The organism is Streptomyces sp. NPDC002181 (assembly GCF_042890485.1).
Classification (GTDB): domain Bacteria; phylum Actinomycetota; class Actinomycetes; order Streptomycetales; family Streptomycetaceae; genus Streptomyces.
This window is the reverse complement of sequence record NZ_JBIASC010000015.1, coordinates 46,135-68,897: the sequence shown is the minus strand read 5'-3', so window position 1 is coordinate 68,897 and position 22,763 is coordinate 46,135. Positions and strand designations below refer to the sequence as shown.

At 74.1% G+C, this 22,763-nt stretch carries 19 protein-coding genes; 10 read left to right on the top strand and 9 right to left on the bottom strand.

Annotated features, from left to right (window positions below):
• The first annotated feature begins 68 nt into the window (after positions 1–68).
• Positions 69–1,226, top strand: coding sequence for an ROK family transcriptional regulator (locus ACFYXV_RS29730; RefSeq protein WP_383348432.1), 1,158 nt, complete (start codon positions 69–71; stop codon positions 1,224–1,226).
• A 129-nt stretch (positions 1,227–1,355) separates the two neighbouring features.
• Here ACFYXV_RS29730 and ACFYXV_RS29725 read toward each other — a convergent pair whose 3' ends face one another.
• Positions 1,356–2,129, bottom strand: a complete 774-nt coding sequence (locus ACFYXV_RS29725) for a GntR family transcriptional regulator (protein ID WP_389384550.1) — start codon at positions 2,127–2,129, stop codon at positions 1,356–1,358.
• A 295-nt stretch (positions 2,130–2,424) separates the two neighbouring features.
• Between ACFYXV_RS29725 and ACFYXV_RS29720 the strand changes: the two genes are divergently transcribed.
• From ACFYXV_RS29720 to ACFYXV_RS29705, 4 genes are all read left to right on the top strand, one after another.
• Positions 2,425–3,276, top strand: coding sequence for an alpha/beta fold hydrolase (locus tag ACFYXV_RS29720; RefSeq protein ID WP_389384549.1), 852 nt, complete (start codon positions 2,425–2,427; stop codon positions 3,274–3,276).
• A gap of 106 nt (positions 3,277–3,382) precedes the next feature.
• Positions 3,383–4,978 carry an alkaline phosphatase D family protein gene (locus tag ACFYXV_RS29715; protein ID WP_389384548.1) on the top strand — a complete coding sequence of 532 codons (1,596 nt, stop codon included), beginning with the start codon at positions 3,383–3,385 and terminating at the stop codon, positions 4,976–4,978.
• Positions 4,979–5,198: 220 nt separating this feature from the next.
• Positions 5,199–6,635 carry a GNAT family N-acetyltransferase gene (locus tag ACFYXV_RS29710; protein ID WP_389384547.1) on the top strand — a complete coding sequence of 479 codons (1,437 nt, stop codon included), beginning with the start codon at positions 5,199–5,201 and terminating at the stop codon, positions 6,633–6,635.
• Between the two features lie 167 nt (positions 6,636–6,802).
• A complete protein-coding gene (locus ACFYXV_RS29705) occupies positions 6,803–8,518 on the top strand; it encodes a DUF885 domain-containing protein (protein ID WP_389384546.1) in 1,716 nt (571 codons plus the stop codon).
• An 82-nt stretch (positions 8,519–8,600) separates the two neighbouring features.
• Here the strand turns inward: ACFYXV_RS29705 and ACFYXV_RS29700 are convergent, their stop codons facing one another.
• Positions 8,601–9,137 carry a rhodanese-like domain-containing protein gene (locus ACFYXV_RS29700; RefSeq protein WP_385462897.1) on the bottom strand — a complete coding sequence of 179 codons (537 nt, stop codon included), beginning with the start codon at positions 9,135–9,137 and terminating at the stop codon, positions 8,601–8,603.
• A 94-nt stretch (positions 9,138–9,231) separates the two neighbouring features.
• Here ACFYXV_RS29700 and ACFYXV_RS29695 point away from each other — a divergent pair, with 94 nt between their 5' ends.
• Positions 9,232–9,678 carry an Lrp/AsnC family transcriptional regulator gene (locus ACFYXV_RS29695; protein WP_385462900.1) on the top strand — a complete coding sequence of 149 codons (447 nt, stop codon included), beginning with the start codon at positions 9,232–9,234 and terminating at the stop codon, positions 9,676–9,678.
• Between the two features lie 23 nt (positions 9,679–9,701).
• On the opposite strand, the gene ACFYXV_RS29690 is transcribed toward ACFYXV_RS29695, so the two are convergent.
• The 3 genes from ACFYXV_RS29690 to ACFYXV_RS29680 all read right to left on the bottom strand — a co-directional run bounded on the left by ACFYXV_RS29690 (position 9,702) and on the right by ACFYXV_RS29680 (position 14,625).
• Complete coding sequence (locus ACFYXV_RS29690) at positions 9,702–12,713, bottom strand: AAA family ATPase (protein ID WP_389384545.1); 3,012 nt, start codon at positions 12,711–12,713, stop codon at positions 9,702–9,704.
• Complete coding sequence (locus ACFYXV_RS29685) at positions 12,710–13,876, bottom strand: exonuclease SbcCD subunit D (protein ID WP_385462906.1); 1,167 nt, start codon at positions 13,874–13,876, stop codon at positions 12,710–12,712. Before ACFYXV_RS29685 ends, ACFYXV_RS29690 begins: the two co-directional genes overlap by 4 nt.
• Positions 13,877–13,998: 122 nt before the next feature.
• Positions 13,999–14,625, bottom strand: coding sequence for a YigZ family protein (locus ACFYXV_RS29680; RefSeq protein WP_359177285.1), 627 nt, complete (start codon positions 14,623–14,625; stop codon positions 13,999–14,001).
• A 161-nt stretch (positions 14,626–14,786) separates the two neighbouring features.
• Here ACFYXV_RS29680 and ACFYXV_RS29675 point away from each other — a divergent pair, with 161 nt between their 5' ends.
• Positions 14,787–15,191, top strand: coding sequence for a CoA-binding protein (locus ACFYXV_RS29675; RefSeq protein ID WP_389384544.1), 405 nt, complete (start codon positions 14,787–14,789; stop codon positions 15,189–15,191).
• A 122-nt stretch (positions 15,192–15,313) separates the two neighbouring features.
• Complete coding sequence (locus ACFYXV_RS29670) at positions 15,314–16,180, top strand: EamA family transporter (protein WP_385463004.1); 867 nt, start codon at positions 15,314–15,316, stop codon at positions 16,178–16,180.
• Here ACFYXV_RS29670 and ACFYXV_RS29665 read toward each other — a convergent pair.
• Positions 16,177–16,947, bottom strand: coding sequence for an acyltransferase (locus tag ACFYXV_RS29665; protein ID WP_389384543.1), 771 nt, complete (start codon positions 16,945–16,947; stop codon positions 16,177–16,179). The two genes, ACFYXV_RS29670 and ACFYXV_RS29665, sit on opposite strands and share 4 nt — an antisense overlap.
• Before the next feature lie 137 nt (positions 16,948–17,084).
• Between ACFYXV_RS29665 and ACFYXV_RS29660 the strand changes: the two genes are divergently transcribed.
• Positions 17,085–17,636, top strand: a complete 552-nt coding sequence (locus tag ACFYXV_RS29660) for a gamma carbonic anhydrase family protein (protein ID WP_383350669.1) — start codon at positions 17,085–17,087, stop codon at positions 17,634–17,636.
• 31 nt (positions 17,637–17,667) lie between these two features.
• On the opposite strand, the gene ACFYXV_RS29655 is transcribed toward ACFYXV_RS29660, so the two are convergent.
• The 3 genes from ACFYXV_RS29655 to ACFYXV_RS29645 form a co-directional block, all read right to left on the bottom strand.
• Positions 17,668–18,315 carry a DedA family protein gene (locus ACFYXV_RS29655; RefSeq protein ID WP_389384542.1) on the bottom strand — a complete coding sequence of 216 codons (648 nt, stop codon included), beginning with the start codon at positions 18,313–18,315 and terminating at the stop codon, positions 17,668–17,670.
• Between the two features lie 57 nt (positions 18,316–18,372).
• The gene (locus ACFYXV_RS29650; protein ID WP_389384541.1) at positions 18,373–20,895 is read right to left on the bottom strand and encodes a beta-glucosidase; all 2,523 of its coding nucleotides are present in this window, start codon (positions 20,893–20,895) and stop codon (positions 18,373–18,375) included.
• A 246-nt stretch (positions 20,896–21,141) separates the two neighbouring features.
• The gene (locus tag ACFYXV_RS29645; protein WP_180291172.1) at positions 21,142–21,594 is read right to left on the bottom strand and encodes a DUF4442 domain-containing protein; all 453 of its coding nucleotides are present in this window, start codon (positions 21,592–21,594) and stop codon (positions 21,142–21,144) included.
• A 96-nt stretch (positions 21,595–21,690) separates the two neighbouring features.
• Here ACFYXV_RS29645 and ACFYXV_RS29640 point away from each other — a divergent pair, with 96 nt between their 5' ends.
• The gene (locus ACFYXV_RS29640) at positions 21,691–22,734 is read left to right on the top strand and encodes a hypothetical protein (RefSeq protein ID WP_389384540.1); all 1,044 of its coding nucleotides are present in this window, start codon (positions 21,691–21,693) and stop codon (positions 22,732–22,734) included.
• The last annotated feature ends 29 nt before the right edge of the window (positions 22,735–22,763 follow it).

The following is a 22,763-nucleotide window of genomic DNA, read 5'->3' as shown; positions in this document are numbered from 1 at the left end:
CGTCTCGCAGCGACCCCGGGCGCACAGTACGATCCGGCAGACAAGCTCGCTAGCTGGGAGGACACACGTTGGGGCAGCTGACCGGCGGGGATCCCTCTCTGCTCCGGCGAATCAATTCGGCCGTGGTGCTGCGTGCGCTGCGGGCGGCCGGATCGCCGACCCTCACCGACCTCACCCGGGTGACCGGGCTGTCCCGGCCGACCGTAGAAGGCGTGGTCGAGGGGCTGATCGGGACCGGGCTCGTCGTCGAGGCCGGCGCGGAAGAAGGCGCGCGGCGCCAGGGCCGGCCGGCGAGGCGCTACCGCTTCCGCGCCGAGGCCGGGCATCTGCTCGGCATCGAGATCGGCTCGCACCGCGTCGCCGTGCTGCTCTCCGGGCTGGACGGGCGGGTCATCGGCGCCGGCACCAAGGAGGTCGCCGAGACGGCGTCCGCCGACGAGCGGCTGGAGCGGGTACGGGCGGCCGTGGCCGATCTCCTGCGGCGGGCGGGCGTACCGCGGGACTCCCTGCGGGCGGTCGGCGTCGGCAGCCCCGGGATCGTGGAGGCGGACGGCACCGTGCGCCTGGGCACGGCCCTGCCGGGCTGGACGGGCCTGCCGCTCGGGGAGCGGCTGCGGCGCTCGTTCCGCTGTCCGGTGCAAGTGGAGAACGACGCCAACGCGGCCGCGGTCGCCGAGCACTGGAAGGGCGCAGCCCAGGACACCGACGACATGGTGTTCGTGATGGCGGGGCTCAGCCCGGGCGCGGGTTCCCTGATCGGAGGCCGACTGCACCGCGGGTACGGCGGGGCGGCCGGCGAGATCGGCGCCCTGCACCTGCTGGGGCGCGACGTCACGCCCGAGAAGCTGCTGTCCACGACCGGCGAACCGCTGCACCCGCTGGACGAGCAGGCGGTGGCCGAGGTGTTCACGATGGCCCGCCGGGGCGACGAGCGGGCCGTGGCCGCGGTGGAGCGCTTCATCCAGCGGCTGGTGCACGACGTGGCGGCGCTGGTCCTGGCCATGGATCCGGAGCTCGTCGTGGTCGGCGGCTGGGCGGCCGGCCTGAACGGGGTCCTGGACCCGCTGCGCCGGGAGCTGGAGCGCTACTGCCTGCGCCCCCCGAGGGTGGCGCAGTCACTGCTCGGCGAGGCCGCGGTGGCCACCGGAGCCCTGCGCCTGGCGCTGGACCACGTGGAGGAAGAGCTCTTCGCGGTGGAGAAGACGGTCACGACCCGCCGCCGCTGACCCGCCGCGGCGGGCGACGCGAAACGGCCCCCTCCCGGCGGGTGGGCCGGAAGGGGGCCGTCGAAAGGCGTACGGGGACGCCATGACGCCGGGGTCAGCGAGGACGCCGGAGTCAGCGGGGACGCCGGGTCAGGAGGCGACGCGGGCTTCGTGCGTTATCTCCACGTCGCCCGAGTCTCCGAAGGTCAGGCGGCAGGTGTCCGCGCGGTACGTGGCCACCGAGACGGCCGCCGTCCCCGCGGCGGTGAAGTACCGGGTCGTGACCACGAGCACCGGCGCACCCGGCAGCCGGTCCAGTTCCTTGGCGTCATCGGCGCGCGCCGAACCGAGCTCCACCGAACGGTCCTGCCCCTCCAGGGAGAGCCGCTGGAGCTCGCGCAGCACGGCCCGGGCGCGGGCGGTTCCGTCCGGGGCGTCGATGGCGGAGAGGCCGGGCACGGAAGCGGCCGGGACGTACAGCAGCTCGGCGGCGACGGCCTGCCCGTGGGAGACCCTGGTCCGGCGCACGGTGTGCACGGGCCCGTCGGCGACGGCGGCGCCACCCAGCAGCTTCAGGACGGCGGCGGACGGCAGGGCGGCTTCGGCCCCGTCCGCGTCCACGAGCTCCCAGCCGTCGACGCTCTCGCCGGGCCAGCCCTGCACCGAGCTGCCGACCGCGACGCCGACGCGCGGCGGGGCCACGGTGGTGCCGACCCCGCGGCGGCGCTGCAGCCGTCCTTCGAGTTCGAGCTGCTCCAGGGCCTGCCGCAGGGTCGCGCGGGCGACTCCGAAGCGGGCGGCGAGCTCGCGCTCGTTCGGCAGGATCTCGCCCACCGCGAAGTCCTGGTCGAGCGCTTCGCTGAGGACGGTCTTGAGGTGCCAGTACTTAGGCTCCGGCACCGTTTCGAGCTGCGTGGTCCCCACCCTGACTCCTCCTGCCATCGCTGCAATCGCCGTGTTCCAGCGGCAGTTCCGCGCCTTTGTTTATTAAAGGTTCCTGCACTATCCCTGCGACGATAGGACGGCACACCCCCTTGGTCAAGACCAATCCTCACCCCTTTACCGGGCACATCGGGCATACGTATCAAGCCGTTCATGCGATGTTCTGCTCACCGCGACACGCGCCGGAGGCTTGTCCCGCCGGGCTACCGGGCGGTAATCATGGCGGTAGTCATTACTGACAACCTGTCTCACACGCGTCCACCCGACGAGGAGCAGCATGACCGCCACGGTCTCCTTCCCGATCGAATCGCAGCTGGGCCCCCGCACCGCCACCGTCGCCTACGAACGCAAGGGCGCGGGCACACCCCTCCTCCTGCTGCACGGCATCGGCCACCACCTCCAGGCCTGGCACCCGGTGACCGACATCCTGGCCGCCGAGCACGACGTGATCGCCGTCGACCTGCCCGGCTTCGGCGCCTCGGAGCCGCTGCCCCAGGGGGTCCCGTACGACCTCGGCACCTTCGTCCCCGCTCTCGGCGCGCTCTGCGCGGCGCTCGGCGTCGAGCGCCCGCACGTCGTCGGCAACTCCCTCGGCGGGCTCCTCGCCCTCGAAATGGGCCGCAGCGGCCTCGTCCGCTCGGTCACCGCGCTCTCCCCCGCCGGGTTCTGGACCGAGGCGGAGCGCAAGTACGCCTTCGCCACCCTGCGCGCGATGCGCGTCGGCGCGCTCACACTGCCCCCCTCCACCCTGGAACGGCTCTCGCGCAGCGCCGCCGGCCGGGCCGCGCTCACCGGCACCATCTACGCGCACCCGGCCCGCCGCTCCCCCGAGGCCGTGGTCGCCGAGACCCTCGCCCTGCGCGAGGCCACCGGCTTCGAGGAGACGCTGGCCGCGGGCCGCTCCGTGCGGTTCACCGCGAACGTGCCCGGCCTGCCGGTCACCATCGCCTGGGGCTCCCGCGACCGTCTGCTCCTGCCCCGCCAGGGCGTACGCGCCAAGCACACGGTCCCGGACGCCCGCCTGGTCCGGCTCCGCGGCTGCGGCCACGTACCGATGAACGACGACCCCGCACTGGTCTGCCGCGTGGTTCTGGACACGGTGCGCGCCACAACCGGCCACTCGGCCTGAGCGGCTGACGGCTGTTCATCCACGGTTCGGTTCGGCGACGCGGGCGGGCCCGTGTGCGACGGCACACTGGTCCGACCCGTCCCCGCCGGCCCCTGGAGACGCTCCGATGGCACCGATGCCGCACACCCGACGGTCCCTGCTCGGCGGTTCACTCGCCGTTCCGGTGGGCCTTGCCCTGTCCGGCGCGCTCGCCGCGCCCGCGTTCGCCGCGCCCACCACCGCCGCGGCGTTCACCCGCTCCGGGCGCCCGAGCGCGCCGTGGGGCACCCAGTCCGGTGAGATCACCGCGCACTCGGCCACGGTCTGGACCCGCTCCGACCGCCCCGCGCGGATGTACGTCGAGACCTCCCCGAGCGAGTCCTTCCGCTACGGCGTCCGGCGGCACGGCGGCCCCTTCCTCGGCCCCGCCACCGACTTCACCGGCACCTCGACCCTGCGCGACCTCCCGCCCGGGCAGCAGATCCACTACCGGGTGGTCCTGGCCGACCCGGACGACCCTCGCCGAACGGGCGAGCCGGTCCGCGGCACCTTCCGCACCACCCCCGTATCCCGCCGCCACCACGTGCGCTTCCTGTGGTCCGGGGACCTCGCGGGCCAGGGCTGGGGCATCAACCCGGACCTCGGCGGCTACCGCGTCTTCGACGAGATGCGCCGGCGCGACCCCGACTTCTTCCTCTTCAGCGGGGACACCATCTACGCCGACGGGCCGATCCAGGCCTCCGTCCCGCTGCACGACGGCAGCATCTGGCGCAACATCACCACCGAGGAGAAGTCGAAGGTCGCCGAGACCCTCGACGAGTTCCGCGGGAACTTCCGCTACAACCTGCTCGACCGCAACCTGCGCGAGTTCAACGCCCAGGTACCGGTCCTCGCCCAGTGGGACGACCACGAGGTGCGCAACAACTGGTACCCCGGCCAGGTGATCGACGACCCCCGCTACACCGTGCGCGACGTCGACACCCTGGCCGGCCGCGCCCGCCGCGCCTTCGGCGAGTACTTCCCGGTCACCGACCTCCGCGGCGGCCGCGCCGAGGGCCGCATGTACCGGGTGATGCGGTACGGGCCGCTGCTCGACGTGTTCGTCCTCGACATGCGCACCTACCGCGACGCCAACTCGCCCGGCCGCCAGACCGTGGACCCCATCGGCATCCTGGGCCGGGAGCAGCTGGCCTGGCTCAAGCGCGAGCTGTCGCGCTCCCGGGCCACATGGAAGGTCATCGCCTCCGACATGCCGCTGGGCATCGTCGTCCCCGACGGGACCGCGAACTTCGAGGCCGTCGCCCAGGGGGACCCGGGCGCCCCGCTCGGCCGCGAGCTCCAGATCGCCGAACTCCTGCGCCACATCAAGCACCAGCGCATCACCGGCACCCTCTGGCTCACCGCCGACGTCCACTACACGGCCGCGAACCACTACGCCCCCGAGCGGGCCGCCTTCACCGACTTCGCGGCGTTCTGGGAGTTCGTCTCCGGTCCCGTCGGCGCGGGCGGGTTCCCCGCCGGGAAGCTCGACGCCACCTTCGGCCCCGAGACCGCGTACGTCCAGTCCGCCCCGGTCGCCAACATGTCACCGTCCGAGAACCCCCCGTACTACGGGGAGGTCGACATCGACGGCGAGAGCGGGGAGCTCACCGTCCGGTTGCGCCGCCAGGGAGGCGGCGTACTCTTCACCACCTCGCTCCGGCCCGGACGCGTGGGTCAGTAGCGACCGCAGGTCCGGGGCCCGGGAGAGCCGCGGCCCCGGGCCGCCGGCGCCGGAGCCGAGGAGGTCCCGGCGCCCCGGACCCGGCCCCCGGCCCGCCGTCGCGGATTCCGGATGCCCGCGCCCGCTCGGAAAACCGGGCGAAATCGGCCAGACGGACACTTAACCAGGCGGACACAGATCGTTCGTGATCACGCAACACCCCTGCGTCACAGTGGCATGCATGACTGAACGCAACCACGCCCCCGCCCAGCGCCACCACCGCCACCACTGGCGACGCGACCTCGTCGAACTGGCCGCGCTGTTCTGCGCCGTCGCGGTCGCCGACGGCATCGCCAACCTCGTCGCGCACGGCCCCCACGGCCCGGTCCTGCTCATCGCCTCGGCCGTCGCGCTCCTCGTCACGACGGCCTTCCACACCTGGTGGGCACGCCGCCACAACAGCCATGCACCGCCGCCGGGCACGGCGCCCTCCGATCCGGCCGCGGGCGCCGATCCGGTCGCGTCCGCGTCCGAGAGCGCCACCGCCCCCACCACCTCCCTGTGGCGGATGCGGACGACCGTACGGGACGAGCCGGGCAGCCTGGCCGCGATCTGCAGCGCGCTCGCCCACCACCACGTAGACATCCTGACCCTGCAGACCCACCCGCTCCCCGAGGGCGGCACCGTCGACGAGTTCCTGCTGCGCTCCCCGCACCAGCTGACCTCCTCCGAACTCTCGCGCGCCGTCGCCGGAGCAGGCGGTCACAGCACCTGGATCGAACGCGCCGACGCGCACGACCTCGTCGACACCCCGACCCGCGTCCTGAGCCTGGCCACCCGTACCGCCCTGGACGCCGCCGAACTGCCGCTGGCGCTGCGCCAGCTGCTCGGCCGCTGCACCATCCACTCGATCCCGGCCACCACCCTCTCCGGCCGCCCCAACGCCGGCGCCGACGCCCCGGTCGAGGGCGTCCTGGAGGCGACGGTGATGCGGCTGCGCGACCCCTCGGGCGGCGCCATCACCGTCGAGCGCCCGTACCTGCCCTTCACCCCGACCGAGTTCGCCCGGGCCCGCGCCCTCGTCGAGCTCGACGCCCGGCTCGGCCCGCGCGTCCCGCGCAGCCAGGACGTGCTGACCCTGCCCGAGGGCAACGAGATCACCGTGCGCCGCGCCGACGGCTCCGACCTCCCCGCCGCCCGCGCCATGCACGACCGCTGCTCCGAGCGCACCCTGGGCCTGCGCTACCACGGCCCCGTCGCCGACGCCGACCGCTACCTCAGCCACCTGCTGAGCCCCCGGTTCGGCCGTACGCTGGCCGCCACCACCGCGTCCGGCAAGCTCGTCGCCCTCGGCCACCTGCTGTGGGACGGGGACGAGACCGAGGTCGCGCTCCTGATCGAGGACGACTGGCAGCGCCGCGGCATCGGCTCCGAACTGCTGGGCCGCCTCATCGCGATGGCCGCCGAGACCGGTTGCGACAGCGTGTACGCCGTCACCCAGTCCTCCAACACCGGCATGGTCGCGGCCATGCGCGGTCTCGGCCTCCCCCTCGACTACCAGATCGAGGAGGGCACGCTGGTGATCACGGCCCGACTGGACACGACACCCGCCGTCTCCGGCGCCGCGTACGAGCTCCCGCGCGCGCAGCAGCCGTACGGGCAGCGGCACTCCCGCTGAACCGGGCGCCGCGCGATCCCGGCGTCCGGCGCGGCCCGGCTCCGGACCGGCATCCCCGGCCGCCGACGGCACGGGAGCGGAGGCAGGCTCCGCCGCTCCCGTGCACGTCAGGAGGCTGACAGCGAACGGTGATGACGCGGGGCCGTCCTCCGTACGAAGATGGCCGCATGTCAGAGACCCTTCGCAGCGACAGCGCTTCCCGGCTGCCCCGCCAGGTCGCCGACGCCTATGTCGACGACCTCATTGCCATCGATCCGATCTCGGGCACCTATCTCGGTGTCGCGGCGTGCTCCAGCCGACTCCCGGACTTCTCGCCGGCCGGCCGTGCGGCCGCCGCCGAGCTGTCCCGCTCCACCCTCGCCCGCCTCGACGCCGCCGAGCGGCTGCCCGGCGCCGACAGCGACGCCGAGCGCCGCTGCGGCCGGCTGCTGCGCGAGCGCCTCAACGCCGAACTGGCGGTGTACGAGGCCGACGAGGACCTGCGCTCCGTCAGCAACATCCACTCGCCCGCCCACTCGGTCCGCGACGTCTTCACCCTGACCCCGTCCGAAACGGACGAGGACTGGACCGCCATCGCCGAGCGGCTGCGCGCGGTCCCCGCCGCCCTCGCCGGCTACCGCGAGAGCCTCGCACTCGGCCTGGACCGCGGCCTGTACGGGGGCCCGCGCGCCACCGCCACCTTCATCGACCAGCTCACCACCTGGGCGGGCGAGGACGGCGAGGGCGAGGACGGCGGCGAGGCCTTCTTCGGCGAACTCGCGTCCCGCGGACCGGAAGCGCTGCGCACCGGCCTGGAGGAGGCGGCCGCCGGAGCCACCGCGGCCCTCGCCGAACTGCGCGACTGGATGCGCGACGTGTACGCGCCCGCCGTCGCCGACGCGCCGGACCCGGTGGGCCGCGAGCGCTACGCCCGCTGGTCCCGGTACTTCAACGGCACCGACCTGGACCTGGACGAGGCGTACGCCTACGGCTGGTCGGAATACCACCGGCTGCTCGCCGAGATGAACGCGGAGGCCGCCAAGATCCTGCCGGGCGCGGGTCCTTGGGAGGCGCTCAAGCACCTCGACGAGCACGGCACCCACATCGAGGGCGTCGACGAGGTCCAGGCCTGGCTGCAGGGCATCATGGACGAGGCCATCGAGAACCTCGACGGCACCCACTTCGAGCTCGCCGAACGCGTGAAGCGGGTGGAGTCCATGATCGCCCCGCCTGGCGGCGCGGCGGCCCCCTACTACACGAACCCCTCGGAGGACTTCTCCCGCCCGGGGCGCACCTGGCTGCCGACGATGGGCCAGACCCGCTTCCCGGTGTACGACCTGGTCTCCACCTGGTACCACGAGGGCGTTCCGGGCCACCACCTCCAGCTCGCGCAGTGGGCGCACGTCGCCGACCGGCTCTCCCGCTACCAGGCCAGCGTCGGCCTCGTCAGCGCCAACGTCGAGGGCTGGGCGCTGTACGCGGAGCGGCTGATGGACGAGCTGGGCTACCTCAAGGACGCCGAGCAGCGGCTGGGCTACCTGGACTGCCAGATGATGCGCGCCGCGCGCGTCATCGTGGACATCGGCATGCACCTGGGTCTGGACATCCCGGCGGATTCGCCGTTCCACCCGGGCGAGCGCTGGACGGTGGAGCTGGCCCAGGAGTTCTTCGGCCTGCACAGCGGCCGGCCGGCGGACTTCATCGAGAGCGAGGTGACCCGCTACCTGTCGATGCCGGGACAGGCGATCGGCTACAAGCTGGGCGAGCGGGCCTGGCTGCTCGGCCGGGACAACGCCCGCGCCGCGCACGGCGACTCCTTCGACCTGAAGGCGTGGCACATGGCGGCGCTGTCGCAGGGCTCGCTGGGCCTGGACGACCTCGTGGACGAGCTGTCGAAGCTCTGACCGCCAGCGGCCGCGTACGGGCCGTCCGCACCCTCGCGGGGTGCGGACGGCCCGTACGGCGTTCCCGGCGCTGGACCGTCGGTCAGCAGCCGCAGTCGTCGGAGTCGGTCGGCGCGGTGAGCGGGTCCGCCTCGGCGCGCTGCTCGCTGCCCTGCCAGGTCTCGACCTCGAAGCCCTCGCGGATCCAGTACTCGATGCCGCCGAGCATCTCCTTGACCTGGAACCCGAGCTGGGCGAGGGCGAGGGCGGAGCGGGTGGCTCCGTTGCAGCCGGGGCCCCAGCAGTACGTGACCACCGGAATGCTCTTGTCGAGCAGCCGCTCGGCCTGTTCGGGGATGAGGGCGGTCGGCAGGTGGACCGCACCCGGCACGTGGGCCTGGTCCCAGGACGGGGTCGAGCGGGAGTCGAGCAGCTGGAAGCCGAGCTCGGAGCCCTGCTCGCGGTGGGCCTTGAAGGCGGCGGCGACATCGGACACGTCCGCGTGGAAGGCGAGGCTCGCGGCGAAGTAGGCGGCGGCCGCGGCCGGCGCGGCCGGGGGCACCCGGAGCACGGGGTTCTCGGCGGGAGCGGTGGCAGTGGCGGCGGGGGCGGGGGCGGCGTTGTTCTGTGTCCTCGTCATGGCTCTGAATCTACGAGCCCTTGATCATCTCGTGAAGTGCCTTTCCCCGGCCTTCCCCTTGTCCGACCGGGGATTCCCCTGCTACATCTGCCTCATGACCGACTATTCCCCTGACGCCACCGACTGGCGCATCCTGACGGCCCTCCAGGAGGACGGCCGGGCTAGCTTCGCGGATCTCGCACGCACCGTCTCGATGTCCGCGAGCGCGGTCACCGAACGGGTGCGCCGCCTGGAAGAGGCGGGCGTGATCACCGGGTACACCGCCGTGGTCGACCCGGAGAAGCTGGGCAAGTCCATCCTGGCGATGGTCCGGCTGCGCTATCCCCACGGCAACTACAAGCCGTTCCACGACCTCCTGGAGGCGACCCCGGAGATCCTGGAAGCCCACCACGTCACGGGCGACGACTGCTTCGTACTCAAGGTCGCCACCCGCTCGATGAGCCACCTGGAGGAGGTCGCGGGCCGCATCGCGGGCCTCGGCTCCGTCACCACGAGCATCGTCTACTCCTCCCCCCTGCCCCGGCGCCCGCTGAGCCCCTGAGCTCTGCTCTGCAAGAGCAGAGCTCAGTCGGTGAGGGAGGCCGTGCGGTGGCGGACGAGTGAGCCGCCGCGCTGCTTGACGATCTCCAACTGGGCCTGGACGCGCGTGCGCAGGTCGGCGACGTGGCTCACGATGCCGACGCTGCGGTCCCGTTCGCGCAGGGAGTCCAGTACGTCGAGCACCTCGTCGAGCGCCTGGTCGTCGAGGCTGCCGAAGCCCTCGTCGATGAAGAGGGTGTCCAGGCGCATGCCGCCCGCCTCGTCGGTGACCACGTCGGCCAGGCCGAGGGCCAGGGCGAGCGAGGCGAAGAAGGTCTCCCCACCCGACAGCGTGGCCGTGTCGCGCTCACTGCCGGTCCAGGCGTCGACCACGTGCAGCCCGAGGCCGGAACGCCCCCGGCCGCTCGCCTTGGCATCGGAGTGGACCAGGGTGTAGCGACCGCCGGACATCCGCAGCAGCCGTACCGTCGCGGCGGCCGCCACCTGCTCCAGGCGCGCCGCCAGGACGTACGCCTCCAGCCGCATCTTGCGCTCGTTGTCGGCGGAGGTGCCGGCGGTCAGCCCGGCCAGCCGGGCCACGCGGTCGTAGGCCTCGCGCAGCGGGCCCAGCGCGCGCAGCTCGTGCTCCACCTGCCGGGAGAGCCGGTCCAGCTCGGCGCAGCGCACCCGGGCGGCGTCCACGGCGGACCCTGCCGTACGCAGCTTGGCCGCGGCCCTGGCTTCGTACGCCCCGGCGGCATCCGGCGCGGCGGGGGGCCGGGTCGCGGCGAGGGCGGTGTCGCTCTCGCCGAGCCGGTCGGCCAGCATGGCCTCCTCCGCCTGCCAGGCGTCCAGCCTCCTTTGGTGCGCGGTGCGTTCGTAGTCGGGGAGGACCGCGTCGGCCGCGGCGTCGATGGTGTCGAAGCCGGCCTTGAAGGCGGCGTCGGCGAGCTGCGCGTCGGCCTCCTTGAGCCGGGCGGCGGTGTCCTCGGCCCGGCGCAGCGCGGCCGCGGCGCCCGTGACCATCCGGACCCGGTCCTCCAGGGTCCGGGCGCGGGCCGCGACCGTGGGCGCGTCGCCCCGTACGAGGGCCAGCTCCGCCTCCAGCGCGGCCTGCTCCTGGTCCAGGGCCTCGCGCCGGGAGGCCCGGCCGGCGGCCCGGCGTTCGGCGTCCAGCCGGTCGGAGCTGCGTACGGAATGCTCCCGTTCGGCGCCGGCCAGCCGCTCCCGGGCGGAGTGCAGCCCGGCGGCCGCGGCGTGGGCGGCGGCGTGCCGGGCGCTCAGGTCCGAGGTCAGCGCGAGGAGTTCCGCGGTGGTGGCCTCCCCGGCGGCGGTCGCGGCCTCGGCGCGGGCCTCCTGGACGGCGGCGAGTTTCCGCTCGACCGCGGCCCTGCGCTCCTCGGCCTGCTCGTAGCGGGCGTGGGCGGAGTCCTCGGCGGCGCGGTCCACGTGCCCGGGGGCCGGGCGCGCCGGAGCGGGGTGCTCCGCCGAGCCGCACACCGTACAGGCCTGACCGGCCACCAGCGCCTCGGCGAGCTCGGCGGCGATCCCGCGCAGCCGGGCCTCCTTGAGCTCCAGCCAGCGCTCCCGGGCGGCGGTCGACTCCTCGCGTGCGGAGAGCAGTTCGCCCTCGGCCTGCTCCGCATCGGCGTCCAGGGCGTCCCGGCGCCGGGCCGCGTTCAGGTGCAGCCGGGCCGGCTCCAGCCGCCCCGCGAGCTGCTCGGCCAGGGTCGCGGCCTGCTGGGCGGAGTCCACCCGCTCGGCCAGCGCGGTCCGGGTGGCCTCCCAGCGGGCGAGCCAGTCGGCGGAGTCCCGCAGCTGCTCCTCGGCGTCGCGGGCCTCCCGCTCCAGGGTGGCCCGCTCGCGGCCGATCTCGGCGCTGCGCTGCTCGGACCGCTGGGCGGCACCGAGCGCGCCGAGGTCCTCCCGCAGCCGCTGCTCCACGGCGGACAGCTGCTCGGTGCCCGCCTCGGCGAGGGTGGGCGGGAGGGCCGAGCGGGCCGCGGTCTCCGCGTGGGCGGCGGACAGGTGGGCGGCCGACGCGGCTCCGCGCAGTTCCAGGGCGGGGGCCACCAGGGCTCCCCGGCGGGCCCGGTCCAGCAGGGCGCGGACCCGCTCCCGCTCGGGCTCCGCCTCGGCGAGCAGTGCGGTGCGGCGCGCGGTCTCGGCGTGGCGGCGCTGGAGGCGGTCGAGCTCGCGCGCCTCCTCGGCGGCCCGCCGGGCGGCGGCGTGCCGGCCCTCGACGGCGGCCAGCGCGTACTCGGCGACCGTCAGCCGTTCCCGGGCCGAGCAGCGTGCGACGGCGGCCCAGGCCCGGACGGCCCCGGCCAGTCCGGGGTCGCCCGGCTGGTGCCCGGGCAGCGGCCAGGCGCGCAGGTCGGCGCTGTCCCCGGCGGCCTGGGCGAGCCGCTGGGCGGTGCCGAGCACCTTCTCGTCGCCGGCCCGGACCCTGGCTTCGGCGGCCCGGCGGCGCTCGGCGAGCAGCTGCTCGACGGCGGCGAAGCGGCGGGTGTCGAAGAGGCGGCCCAGCAGGCGGCCCCGCGCGGCCTCATCGGCCCGCAGGAACTTGGCGAACTCGCCCTGCGGCAACAGGACGACCTGGCAGAACTGCTCGCGGCTCATGCCGAGCAGCTGCTCGATCTCCTCGCCGATCTCCTGGTGGGAACGGCTGAGCGCCTGCCAGTGTTCCCCGTCGTACTCGCGCAGCCAGCTCTGCGCCTTGTCCTTGGTGGTGCCGCTGCCGCGCTTCTTCGGCCGGTCCTGCTCGGGGCGCCGGGTGATCTCCAGCCGCCGCCCGCCCGCGGTGAGTTCGAGGGTGACCTCGGTCGGGGTCCCGGCGTCGGCGTGGTCGCTGCGCAGGCTGGTGCCGGGGGCCTGGCGGGGGCCGGGCACCGATCCGTACAGGGCGTAGCAGACCGCGTCGAGGACGGAGGTCTTGCCCGCGCCGGTGGGGCCGTGGAGCAGGAAGATCCCGGCGCCGGACAGCGCGTCGAAGTCGATCTCCTGCGGGTCGGCGAAGGGCCCGAAGGCGGTGATCGCGAGCCGGTGCAGCCTCATCGGCGGGTCTCCTGCCGGCTGTCGTCCGCGCGTACGTCCTCGAAGGCGCCCTGGAGCACGGCCCGTTCGGCCTCGTCCGCGATCCCGCCGCCGCGCACGTGGGCGACGAAATCCTCCGCGATCTCCTGGTCGCTGCGCCCCTTGAGGCGCTGCGCGTAGGAGGCGCCGCCGGACTCCTCGCGGTCCTCGGGGTCGAACGCGAGGCTGAGGGTGTGCGGGAAGCGGGCGGCGAGCCGGGCCATGGGGTCCTCGGGGCGGACCGGGTCGGTGAGGGTGGCTTCGATCCAGGAGTCCTCGTACGCGGCGTACGCGGGCTCCTCCAGCAGGGTGTCGAGCCGTCCGCGGAGCCTGGCGAGCGGGCGCGGCACGGGGGTGTCGAGGCGCTCGGCGGTGATCTCCCCGGCCGGGCCCAGGTCGATCAGCCACATGGTCTTGCGGTGGTCGGCCTCGGAGAAGGAGTAGGCGAGCGGGGAACCGGAGTAGCGGACCCGTTCGTTGATCGTCTGACAGCCGTGGAGGTGGCCGAGGGCGGCGTAGTCCACCCCGTCGAAGACGGAGGCCGGCACGGCCTCGACCCCGCCCACGGCGATGTCGCGCTCGCTGTCGCTGGCCTGCCCGCCGGTGACGAAGGCGTGGGCGAGGACGACGGAGCGGGTGCCGGGGGCGCGGGCGGCGAGGTCGGCCCGGACCAGGTCCATGGCCGCGCCCAGCACGGCCTCGTGGCTCACCCTGCCCGCGCCGAACCGGTCCTTCACCAGGGCGGGCTCCAGGTACGGCAGTCCGTACAGGGCGACCTCCCCGTGTACGTCGGCCAGCACCACGGGGTCGGCGCACCCTTCGGGGTCGGTGCGCAGGTGGATCCCGGCCCGGCCGATCAGCCCGGCGCCGACGCCGAGCCGGCGGGCGGAGTCGTGGTTCCCGGAGATCATCACGGTGGGCACGCCGAGATCGGCGAGCCGGTGCAGGGCCCGGTCGTACAGCTCGACGGCGGACAGCGGGGGCACGGCCCGGTCGTAGACGTCGCCGGCGACGAGGACGGCGTCGACCCCGTGCTCACGGACGGCCTCGACGAGGTGGTCGATGAAGGCGGTCTGGGCCGCGAGCAGGTTGACGCGGTGGAACGACCGGCCGAGATGCCAGTCGGAGGTGTGCAGGAGCCTCACTCGCCGGCCCCGCCGGACGTCTGGCCGCACATGTCTCTTCCGTCCCCCTGGTCGTCCCGGTCGTCTCCCGCTCGCTGAGCCCCTCTACGCTAACGCGTCGCCGGGGCCCGCACGGCACGTCCTCAGGACGCGTACGTCTCCCCGCCGAGGGTGAGGGTGGCGCTGCCGGCCGTACTGTCGGCGAGCCAGGCCTCGAACGCGGGCAGGTCCGCCTCGGGCAGGGCCACCTCGATCTCGACGGCGGCCCCGTACCGCAGGTCCACCACGGTCCGGCCGGTGGAGCGCAGGTCGTTCTGGGTCTTGCCGGCCCGCTGGTGGTCCACGGTGACGGTGGCCAGCCGGTAGCGGCGCCGGGTGACGGTGCCGAGCTCGTCGAGGGCCTCGCCCACGACTCCCCCGTAGGCCCGGATGAGCCCGCCGGCGCCGAGCTTCACGCCGCCGTAGTACCGGGTGACGACGGCGACGGCGTACCGCACGTCCCGGCGCATCAGCATCTGCAGCATGGGCACCCCGGCGGTGCCGCCGGGCTCCCCGTCGTCGCTGGCCTTCTGCACGGAGGCGTCCGCCCCGACGACGTACGCGAAGCAGTTGTGCGTGGCGGTGGGGTGCTCCTTGCGGACGCGCGCGATGAACTCCTGCGCCTCCTGCTCGGTCGCGGCGGGCGCGAGCGAGCACAGGAAGCGCGAGCGGTTGATCTCCGCCTCGTGCACGCCCTCCCGGGCCACCGTCACATACTGATCCGACTTCACCGCTCCACCCTAAGCCGTGGCCGAGGCCGACCCGGACGCCCCGGACGCCCGCGGGACCGGCCCGGAACCGCTCCGGGAATCGGGCACGCGGCCCTTCGGTTGATCACTGGTGCGGGCCGCGGTGGCGGGCCGCGTCCGGAAGGCAACAGGAGGCGGCATCCGTGTACGGCGACCCGGCAACCATCCGCAAGATCCTCACCGAGCTCGGCGACACCTGGGCCGTGGTGGGGCTGTCCAACAACCGGGACCGGGCAGCGTACGGGGTGGCCCGCACGCTCCAGCGGTTCGGCAAGCGGGTCGTCCCCGTGCACCCGAAGGCGGAGACCGTGCACGGCGAGCAGGGCTACGCCTCGCTGGCGGAGATCCCGTTCAAGGTCGACGTGGTCGACGTCTTCGTCAACAGCCACCTGGCCGGGGCCGTCGCGGACGAGGCCGTGGCCGCGGGGGCGGACGCCGTGTGGTTCCAGCTCGGCGTGATCGACGAGGCCGCCTGTGCCAGGACCCGCGGGGCCGGGCTGGAGATGGTCATGGACCGTTGCCCCGCCATCGAGATCCCGGCCCTGTAGTCGGCCCGTCCGTCCCGCACGACCGGTCCGGCCCGTCCGACCCGTACGCGTCGGCGCGCGGCGCCTGAACTACCGTGCGGAGTGTTCCCTTCCGCACCACCCCGTACTGCGAGGCCCCCGTCATGACCGCCCTCTTCGCCCTGGCCACAGCCCTGCTGTGGGGTCTCGCCGACTTCGGCGGCGGGCTGCTGACCCGCCGGCTGCCGGCGCTCACGGTGGTCGTGGCCTCCCAGGTCCTCGCCGTCGTCGTGCTCGGCGCGGTCGTCCTGGGCACCGGTGCCTGGCGGGAGGCCGGGCCGCAGCTGTGGTTCGCGGTCGCGGCGGGCCTCGTCGGGCCGATCGCCATGCTCAGCTTCTACAAGGCGCTCGCGCTCGGGCCGATGGGCGTGGTCTCGCCGCTCGGCTCGCTCGGGGTGGTCGTGCCCGTCGCGGCCGGACTGGCGCTGGGCGAACGGCCCGGGCCCGGCCAGTTCGCGGGGATCGCGGTGGCCGTCGCGGGCATCGTCCTCGCGGGCGGTCCGGAGCTTCGCGGTGCCCCCGTACAGCGCCAGGCGGTCGTGCTCACGCTGACCGCGGCCTTCGGGTTCGGCGCGGTGATGGCCCTGATCTCGCACGCGTCCAGCGGCGTCACCGGGCTCTTCCTCGCCCTGTTCGTCCAGCGCGTCACCAACGTGGCCGCGGGCGGCGCGGCGCTGTGGGTCCGTACCCGGCGCGGCGCCCCGGCCCTGCCCTCCGGAAGCGGCTCGCGGATCCTGTGGGGGCTGCTGCCCGCGCTGGCCTTCGTCGGCCTGGCCGACGTGGCGGCGAACGGCACGTACTCCGTCGCCGCGCAGAGCGGTCCGGTGACCGTGGCCGCCGTACTGTCCTCGCTCTACCCGGTGATCACCGCGCTGGCCGCGTTCGTCGTCCTCAAGGAGCGGCTGCGGACCGTCCAGGCGGCCGGCGCCGGACTGGCCCTCGCCGGGACGGTCCTGCTCGCGGCGGGCTAACGCGTGTCCGCCGCGCTCTCCTCGGTTTCCGTCAGCAGCGCCACCGCGCGCAGCTGCTCCGGTGTCACCCCTTCCGGGATCGGCACCGGCGCCGGGGTCCGCAGCGGCGGCTGCCAGCCGGTGTCCGGCTGCCACCGCCGGACGATCCGCGCGGGCGCCCCGGCCACCACGGCGTGGTCCGGCACCTCACCCCGTACCACCGCCCCCGCGGCCACCACCACGTTGCGGCCCAGCCGCGCGCCCGGCAGGATCACCGCGCCCGTGCCGAGCCAGCAGCCCGGGCCGATCTCCACCGGGGCGCTGCGCGGCCACTGCTTGCCGACGGGCTCGTGCGGATCGTCGTAGCTGTGGTTGGTGGAGGTGATGTACACCCCGGGTCCGCAGAAGGTGTCGTCCCCGATGGTGATCCGGGTGTCGGCTATGACGTGGGTGTCCCGGCCGAGCACGACGCCGTTGCCGAGGACCAGCACCGGTTCCGTCCCGAGGTCGAGGCCCGGCATCATCCCGGCCGTGATCGTGACCTGCTCGCCGATGATGCAGTGGTCGCCGAGGCGGATCCACTGCTCGCCGAAGACCGTGCCCTGGGGGAAGGCGAGACGGGTGCCGTGCCCGATCGCGCCGAAGCGCAGCCTGCCGGGGGTCTGCGCGGTGACCGCGCCGGCCTGCTGCATCCAGCGCCAGCCGGCGTGGACGGCGCGGTTGGCGAGCCGCCGGCGCAGCGCGGTCAGGGCCGTCAGCGATGAGAACGTGTTCTGGTTCTTCGGCACCGGGTCACCGTAACGCGCCCGGCGCCCCGGGCGCGCCGTGATCTTCACCCCATCGTCGGCCGGTTTGGGCCCGTGCCCTACCGTGCCGGTAGCGCGACACGCAGGGCACTCCAGCACACAGGACTGAGGAAGAGAACATGACGTATCACGCGGACCGGGGCCAGGCACTCGTCGCGGGCGTGGGCGGCAAGAGCCCGCAGATCGATCCCACGGCCTTCACCGCGCCGACCTCGGTCGTGGTCGGCGACGTCACGATGGCCCCGAACTCAAGCATCTGGTACTCGGCGGTGCTGCGCGCCGACTGCGGTCCGATCTCGCTCGGCGCGGACAGCAACGTGCAGGACAACTGCACGCTGCACGTCGACCCCGGCTTCCCGGTCTCGATCGGCGAGCGCGTCTCGATCGGCCACAACGCGGTGGTGCACGGCTGCACCGTCGAGGACGACTGCCTCATCGGCATGGGCGCCACCGTCCTCAACGGCGCGGTGATCGGTGCCGGCTCTCTGGTCGCCGCGCAGGCGCTGGTCCCGCAGGGCATGGTGGTCCCGCCCGGCTCGCTGGTGGCGGGCGTGCCGGCCAAGGTGCGTCGTGAGCTGACCGAGGAGGAGCGCGAGGGCATCAAGGTCAACGCCCTGATGTACGCGGACCTGGCCAAGCAGCACCGCGCCGCCGTCCAGCCCCCGCAGTAGCCCTGCGCGGGCGTCCGTGCCCCGCGGCCGGCTACTCGGCCGCGGCGGCCGCCGTCTCCGTGGCGTCGGCGGCCGCGGCCGCCTTCTTCATCCGGCTGCGCAGCACCAGCGTCACGGTGAGGCCGATCACCAGGGCCAGCACCAGCGCGACCCAGGAGAAGCCCTTCAGCCAGGGCTCCGCGACGATGCCGATCGAGTAGATGACGGCCGTGGTGCCACCGGCCCACAGGATCCCGCCGAGGATGTTCGCGACGAGGAACTTCCAGTACGGCATGTGCAGGACGCCGGCCAGTGGTCCGGCGAAGATCCGCAGCAGGGCCACGAACCGCCCGAAGAAGACGGCCCACATGCCCCACTTCTCGAACGCGCGCTCCGCCTGGGCCACGTGCTCCGGCCCGAAGTGCTTGGGGAAGCGCCGTCCGAGGCGCTCCAGCAGCGGCTTGCCGCCCCGGCGCCCGATCGCGTAGCCGATGGAGTCGCCGACGATCGCCCCGGCGGACGCGCAGACCCCCAGGACCACGGGGTCGATCTCGCCGTGCTGCGAGGCCAGCAGCGCCGAACTGACCAGGACGATCTCCCCCGGCAGCGGGATGCCGAGGCTCTCCAGCCCGATGACCAGACCCACCAGGAGATAGATGCTGACCGCCGGAATCGTCTCCAGCCATTCCTGGATGTGCACCGGTACGTCCTCCCGTGTCGCGGCGGCGCGTCCGCTGTGACACGCCGAACGGGCAGCCTATCTGCTGTTGACCACAGCCTTTGCCTTCAGGTGGAGTTCGCGCGAGGAACGGCCCGCGAACACTTCACGACGGCCTGAACCCAGCACCCAGGCGTGCGCCTCGGGGTCCCAGGAGGACAGCGCGCGGGCATCGACGTCGAGGACCACCCGCTGCGCCTCGCCGGGTTCCAGGGTCAGCCGCCGGTAGCCGGCCAGCGCGCGCACCGGCTGGTCAAGTTTCAGCTCCGCGGAGGGGCCGACGTACACCTGGGCCACCTCGGTGCCCCTGCGGCGTCCGGTGTTGCGGACCGTGAACTCCACCCGCAGCCCGTCGCGGGCCGGCCGCACGCCGAGGTTCTCGTACTCCCAGGTCGTGTACGAGAGCCCGTGCCCGAACGGGAACAGCGGGGCCACCCGCTGGGCGTCGTACCAGCGGTGCCCGACGTGGACGCCCTCGCCGTACTCCTGGCGCCCGCCCACCCCCGGATAGCGCAGCGGGTCTCCGGCGACCGGGGTCGCGCCCTCGTCGGCCGGGAAGGTCTGGGTGAGCCGGCCGCCCGGGTCCACGTCTCCGAAGAGGACGTCGGCGGTGGCCGCCGCGCCCTCCTGGCCCGGGTAGTACATCTGGAGGACCGCGCCGGTACGGGGGAGCCACGGCATGGTCGTACTGGACGAGGTGTTCAGCACGACCGTGGTGCGGGGGTTCACGGCGGTGACCGCCTCGATCAGCCGTGCCTGCCCGCCCGGCAGCCCCAGTGAGCTCCGGTCGGTGCCCTCGGTGGCGTCCTCGTAGGCGAACAGCACGACGCTGTGCGCCTGCTCGGCGGTCTTCACGGCTTCGGCGAGGTCGGCGGCCCGGGTCGCGTTCGTGGTGTGGCGCAGCCGGAACCGCTGGCCCTTGGCCCCGCCCTCGGCGAAGACGGCGAGCCGGTGCCTGCCCGCGGTGAGGGCGAGGGTGCGGCGGCGGACGGTGAGCCCGTCGGGGGCGGCGCCGAGGAGTCCGCCGGCGAACTGCTCGGCCGCGCCCTCCCGGACCGGGAAGAGCTCCTCGCCGTCCAGGCGTACGCCGGGCCGCTTGCCGGTGTAGTGGACGAGCAGCGTCCACTCCTCGTCCGCGGCGAGCGTGAACTCGCCCTGGTGGCTCCAGTTCCGCCCGGCCTCCACGTGCCGGTCGGCGAGATCGGCTGCCGGGGTGAGCAGCCGCGCGGGCAGCGGGCGCCCGTACAGGTCCTCGCCGAGCGCGTAGCGCACCGTACTGCCGTTCCCCGCGCGCCCCCTGATGGCGTCGAGCGGGGCGGGCGCCCGGTCCGGGACGACGTGCGCGCTGCCCCCGCCGCTGACGAAGGGCACCTGCCCGGTGGGGCCGATCACGGCGATCGAGCGGGCCGCGGCTCCGGTCAGCGGCAGGGTGGCGTGCTCGTTGCGCAGCAGTACGGCGCCCGCGGCCGCGACCTTGCGGGCGACCCGGGCGCCGGCGGCGGCGTCGCGGGCGGGCCGGGCCGGCGGGTGGGCCGCGAGCAGCCCGAAGCGGTCCATGGTGGCCAGGATCCGGCGTACCGCGAGGTCCACGGTGTCCTCGTGGACGGTGCCGCCGCGCACCGCCTGCCGGAGCGGGCCGCCGAAGTGGGTGCCGCCGGGCATCTCCATGTCGAGGCCCGCCCCGATGGCGGCGACGGTGCTGTGGGCCGCGTCCCAGTCGGACATCACCCAGCCGCCGAATCCCCAGCGCCCGCGCAGCAGCTCGTCGAGCAGGGGCTTGTTCTCGCAGGCGTACGTGCCGTTGACCTTGTTGTACGAGCCCATGACCGCGCCGGCCCCGGCGGCGACGGCGGCCTCGAAGCCGCGGAGCTCCGTCTCGTGGAGGGTCTGCTCGGCGACGACGACGTCGACGGTGTCGCGGCCGTGCTCCTGGTTGTTCAGGGCGAAGTGCTTGACCGTGGCGATGAGCCCCTCGTCCTGGATGCCGCGGACCACTTCCGCGACGAGGTCCGCCGTCAGCCGGGGATCCTCGGCGAAGGTCTCGAAGTTCCGCCCGGCGTAGGGCGTGCGGATCAGGTTGGCCATCGGGGAGAGGAGCACGTCCTGGCCGAGCGCCCGTCCCTCGCGGCCGATGACCCTGCCGTACTCGCGGGCCAGCGCCGGGTCGAAGGCCGAGGCCAGCAGGACCGGGGCGGGCAGGGCGGTGGCGGGCTTCGCGACCCGCACCCCGGCGGGCCCGTCGGCGAGGCGCAGCGCCGGGATGCCGAGGCGCGGTACGCCGGGCAGGTACCCGGCCTGGCCGAGCGGGGCGGGGTCGGGGCCGCCGTGCAGCAGGGCGGTCTTCTCGTCGAGGGTGAGCCGCTCCAGCAGGGCGTCGATCCGGGCGCCGCTGCCGGGCCGGGATCCCGCCCCGCCCGCGGCGGCGGACGCCGACGCCTTGCGGGGGGCCGCGCCGCCGGGCGGTACCGAGGCCGCGCAGCCGCCCGCTCCGAGTGCCGCGCCCACGGCGCCCATCGCCCCGAGCAGCCCGATCGCGCGGCGTCTGGACACGGCCTCGCTCATGGCGCTCCCTGCGGCTGCGGCTCGGGTCGGCGGGAGCGGCCCGCGCCGGACCGCTCCCCCGCACACTGTGCGCCGCCGCCGCGCCGGGGCCGGGCCGGACGCGCCACCGCCGCCCCGAGTTTCAGCCCTGCGGCGGCGCCGGAGCGCCGGTCTCGCGACGGGGCCGGAGAACACGAAACCCGCCCGGGACGCGGATGATCGCGTCCCGGGCGGGTCCTCGGCTGCCGCTCCCCCCGGGGCGGCCCGCTACGCGTTGGGGCGCAGGGTCCAGACGACTGTCATCTCTCCGGTCACGGCCTCGTCCTCGCGCTGGATGGCGATGGTGACGGGGAACTCGGGGCGGCCGCCCGCGTCGAGTTCGGCGATGACCTCGGCGGCCGGACGGCCGAGGGTGGCGGTGGCCGTCACGACGCCCTTGGCCAGCTTCTTGTAGCCGATCTCGGCCTTGACGGCCAGCGGCACGGCGCGCGAGAGCTGCTCGCCGAAGGCGGCCAGGACGATCGCGCCGCTCGCCGACTCGGCGAGGGTGAACATGGCGCCGGCGTGGGGGCCGCCCACGTGGTTGTGGAAGTCGGGCTGGTCCGGCAGCCGTACGACCGCACGCTCGGGGGTGGTCTCCAGGAACTGGAGGTTCAGGGTTCGGGCCATAGGCACCGTCGCGGCGAGCAGTTCGCCCACGTTCATCTGATCTGCGCTCATGGAAACCGATGTTACCCGTGAGTAGGAGGCCTTGGCCAGACCTTCACAAGGGGCGGACGTGCCTCCTGTCACCCACTCCCACTATCGTTACCGGCCATGTGGCCAGGACAGCAGCAGCCGCCCGGGGGACAGCAGAACCCTCAGGACGCGCATCAGAACCCGTACCAGCAGCAGGGACAGCCGGGGCAGCCGGAACAGCAGCCGAACCCCTACCAGCAGCAGCCCGGCTACGGATACCCGCAGGCCGGCTACCAGCCCCAGCCGCCCACCCAGCCCTGGGGCCAGCCCCAGCAGCCGCAGCAGCCCACGGCCCAGCAGGGCGGTGGCGGCAGCCCGTACGCGACCAAGACCGTGGCCATCGTCGCGGCGGCCGCGGTCATCGTGGTGGCGGCCGCCACCGGCGCGTTCGTGCTGACCCGGGACGACAAGAAGAACGACCAGGCCGACGGCAAGCCCGCCGCGTCCTCCTCGGCCCCGGCCACGGCCACGGCGCCCGCCTCGCCGGGCGCCAACCCGCGCGCCGGCGGCGAGGCCAAGCCGGTGATCGCGGGCTGGAAGGTCATCGTCAACCCGACCCACGGCACCGCCTTCGACGTCCCGCCCGAATGGAAGGTGCTCGGTTCCGGCACCGCCATCGGCTTCGACGACGAGGTGAAGAAGGACGGCTCCCCGTACGTCATGATGACCGCACCGGCGTATCTCAAAGAGGACTGGTGCAAGGTCGACTCCGACAAGGACGGCCGCGAGGAGACCAAGGCACTCGCCGGGACCGGCACCAAGGGCGGGCAGGGAGCGAAGGACACCGCGTCGCTCTCGCGCAACGCGGCCGGCAGCTGGGCGTACGCCGCCTACGGGCAGCCCCAGCCCATCGAGGTCACCAAGATCTCCGAAGCCAAGGAGTACACCACTCTTTCCGGCCTCAAGGGTCACGTCGCCACGGCGACCGTGACCGGCCAGCCCAAGGTGACCAAGTGCGACACCGACGGCAAGGCCATCTCCTTCAGCTTCAAGAACGACAAGGGCGACTTCGCCAGCTGGGTCCTCTACAGCGCCACCGGCGTTCCGGGTGAGGTACCCCAGGAAACCATGGACAAGATCCTCAGCTCGGTGCGTCTGAACGGCACCCCCGGCAACAGCTGACCCGTCCCTCCCTTCCCTCGCCCCGGTCC

What these genes read in the sequence shown, in the direction of transcription:
- ACFYXV_RS29720 (WP_389384549.1), top strand. Translation starts at nt 2,425, where the DNA reads ATGACCGCCACGGTCTCCTTCCCGATCGAATCGCAGCTGGGCCCCCGC.
- ACFYXV_RS29715 (WP_389384548.1), top strand. Translation starts at nt 3,383, where the DNA reads ATGGCACCGATGCCGCACACCCGACGGTCCCTGCTCGGCGGTTCACTC.
- ACFYXV_RS29710 (WP_389384547.1), top strand. Translation starts at nt 5,199, where the DNA reads ATGACTGAACGCAACCACGCCCCCGCCCAGCGCCACCACCGCCACCAC.
- ACFYXV_RS29705 (WP_389384546.1), top strand. Translation starts at nt 6,803, where the DNA reads ATGTCAGAGACCCTTCGCAGCGACAGCGCTTCCCGGCTGCCCCGCCAG.
- ACFYXV_RS29700 (WP_385462897.1), bottom strand. Translation starts at nt 9,137, where the DNA reads ATGACGAGGACACAGAACAACGCCGCCCCCGCCCCCGCCGCCACTGCC.
- ACFYXV_RS29695 (WP_385462900.1), top strand. Translation starts at nt 9,232, where the DNA reads ATGACCGACTATTCCCCTGACGCCACCGACTGGCGCATCCTGACGGCC.
- ACFYXV_RS29690 (WP_389384545.1), bottom strand. Translation starts at nt 12,713, where the DNA reads ATGAGGCTGCACCGGCTCGCGATCACCGCCTTCGGGCCCTTCGCCGAC.
- ACFYXV_RS29670 (WP_385463004.1), top strand. Translation starts at nt 15,314, where the DNA reads ATGACCGCCCTCTTCGCCCTGGCCACAGCCCTGCTGTGGGGTCTCGCC.
- ACFYXV_RS29660 (WP_383350669.1), top strand. Translation starts at nt 17,085, where the DNA reads ATGACGTATCACGCGGACCGGGGCCAGGCACTCGTCGCGGGCGTGGGC.
- ACFYXV_RS29650 (WP_389384541.1), bottom strand. Translation starts at nt 20,895, where the DNA reads ATGAGCGAGGCCGTGTCCAGACGCCGCGCGATCGGGCTGCTCGGGGCG.
- ACFYXV_RS29645 (WP_180291172.1), bottom strand. Translation starts at nt 21,594, where the DNA reads ATGAGCGCAGATCAGATGAACGTGGGCGAACTGCTCGCCGCGACGGTG.
- ACFYXV_RS29640 (WP_389384540.1), top strand. Translation starts at nt 21,691, where the DNA reads ATGTGGCCAGGACAGCAGCAGCCGCCCGGGGGACAGCAGAACCCTCAG.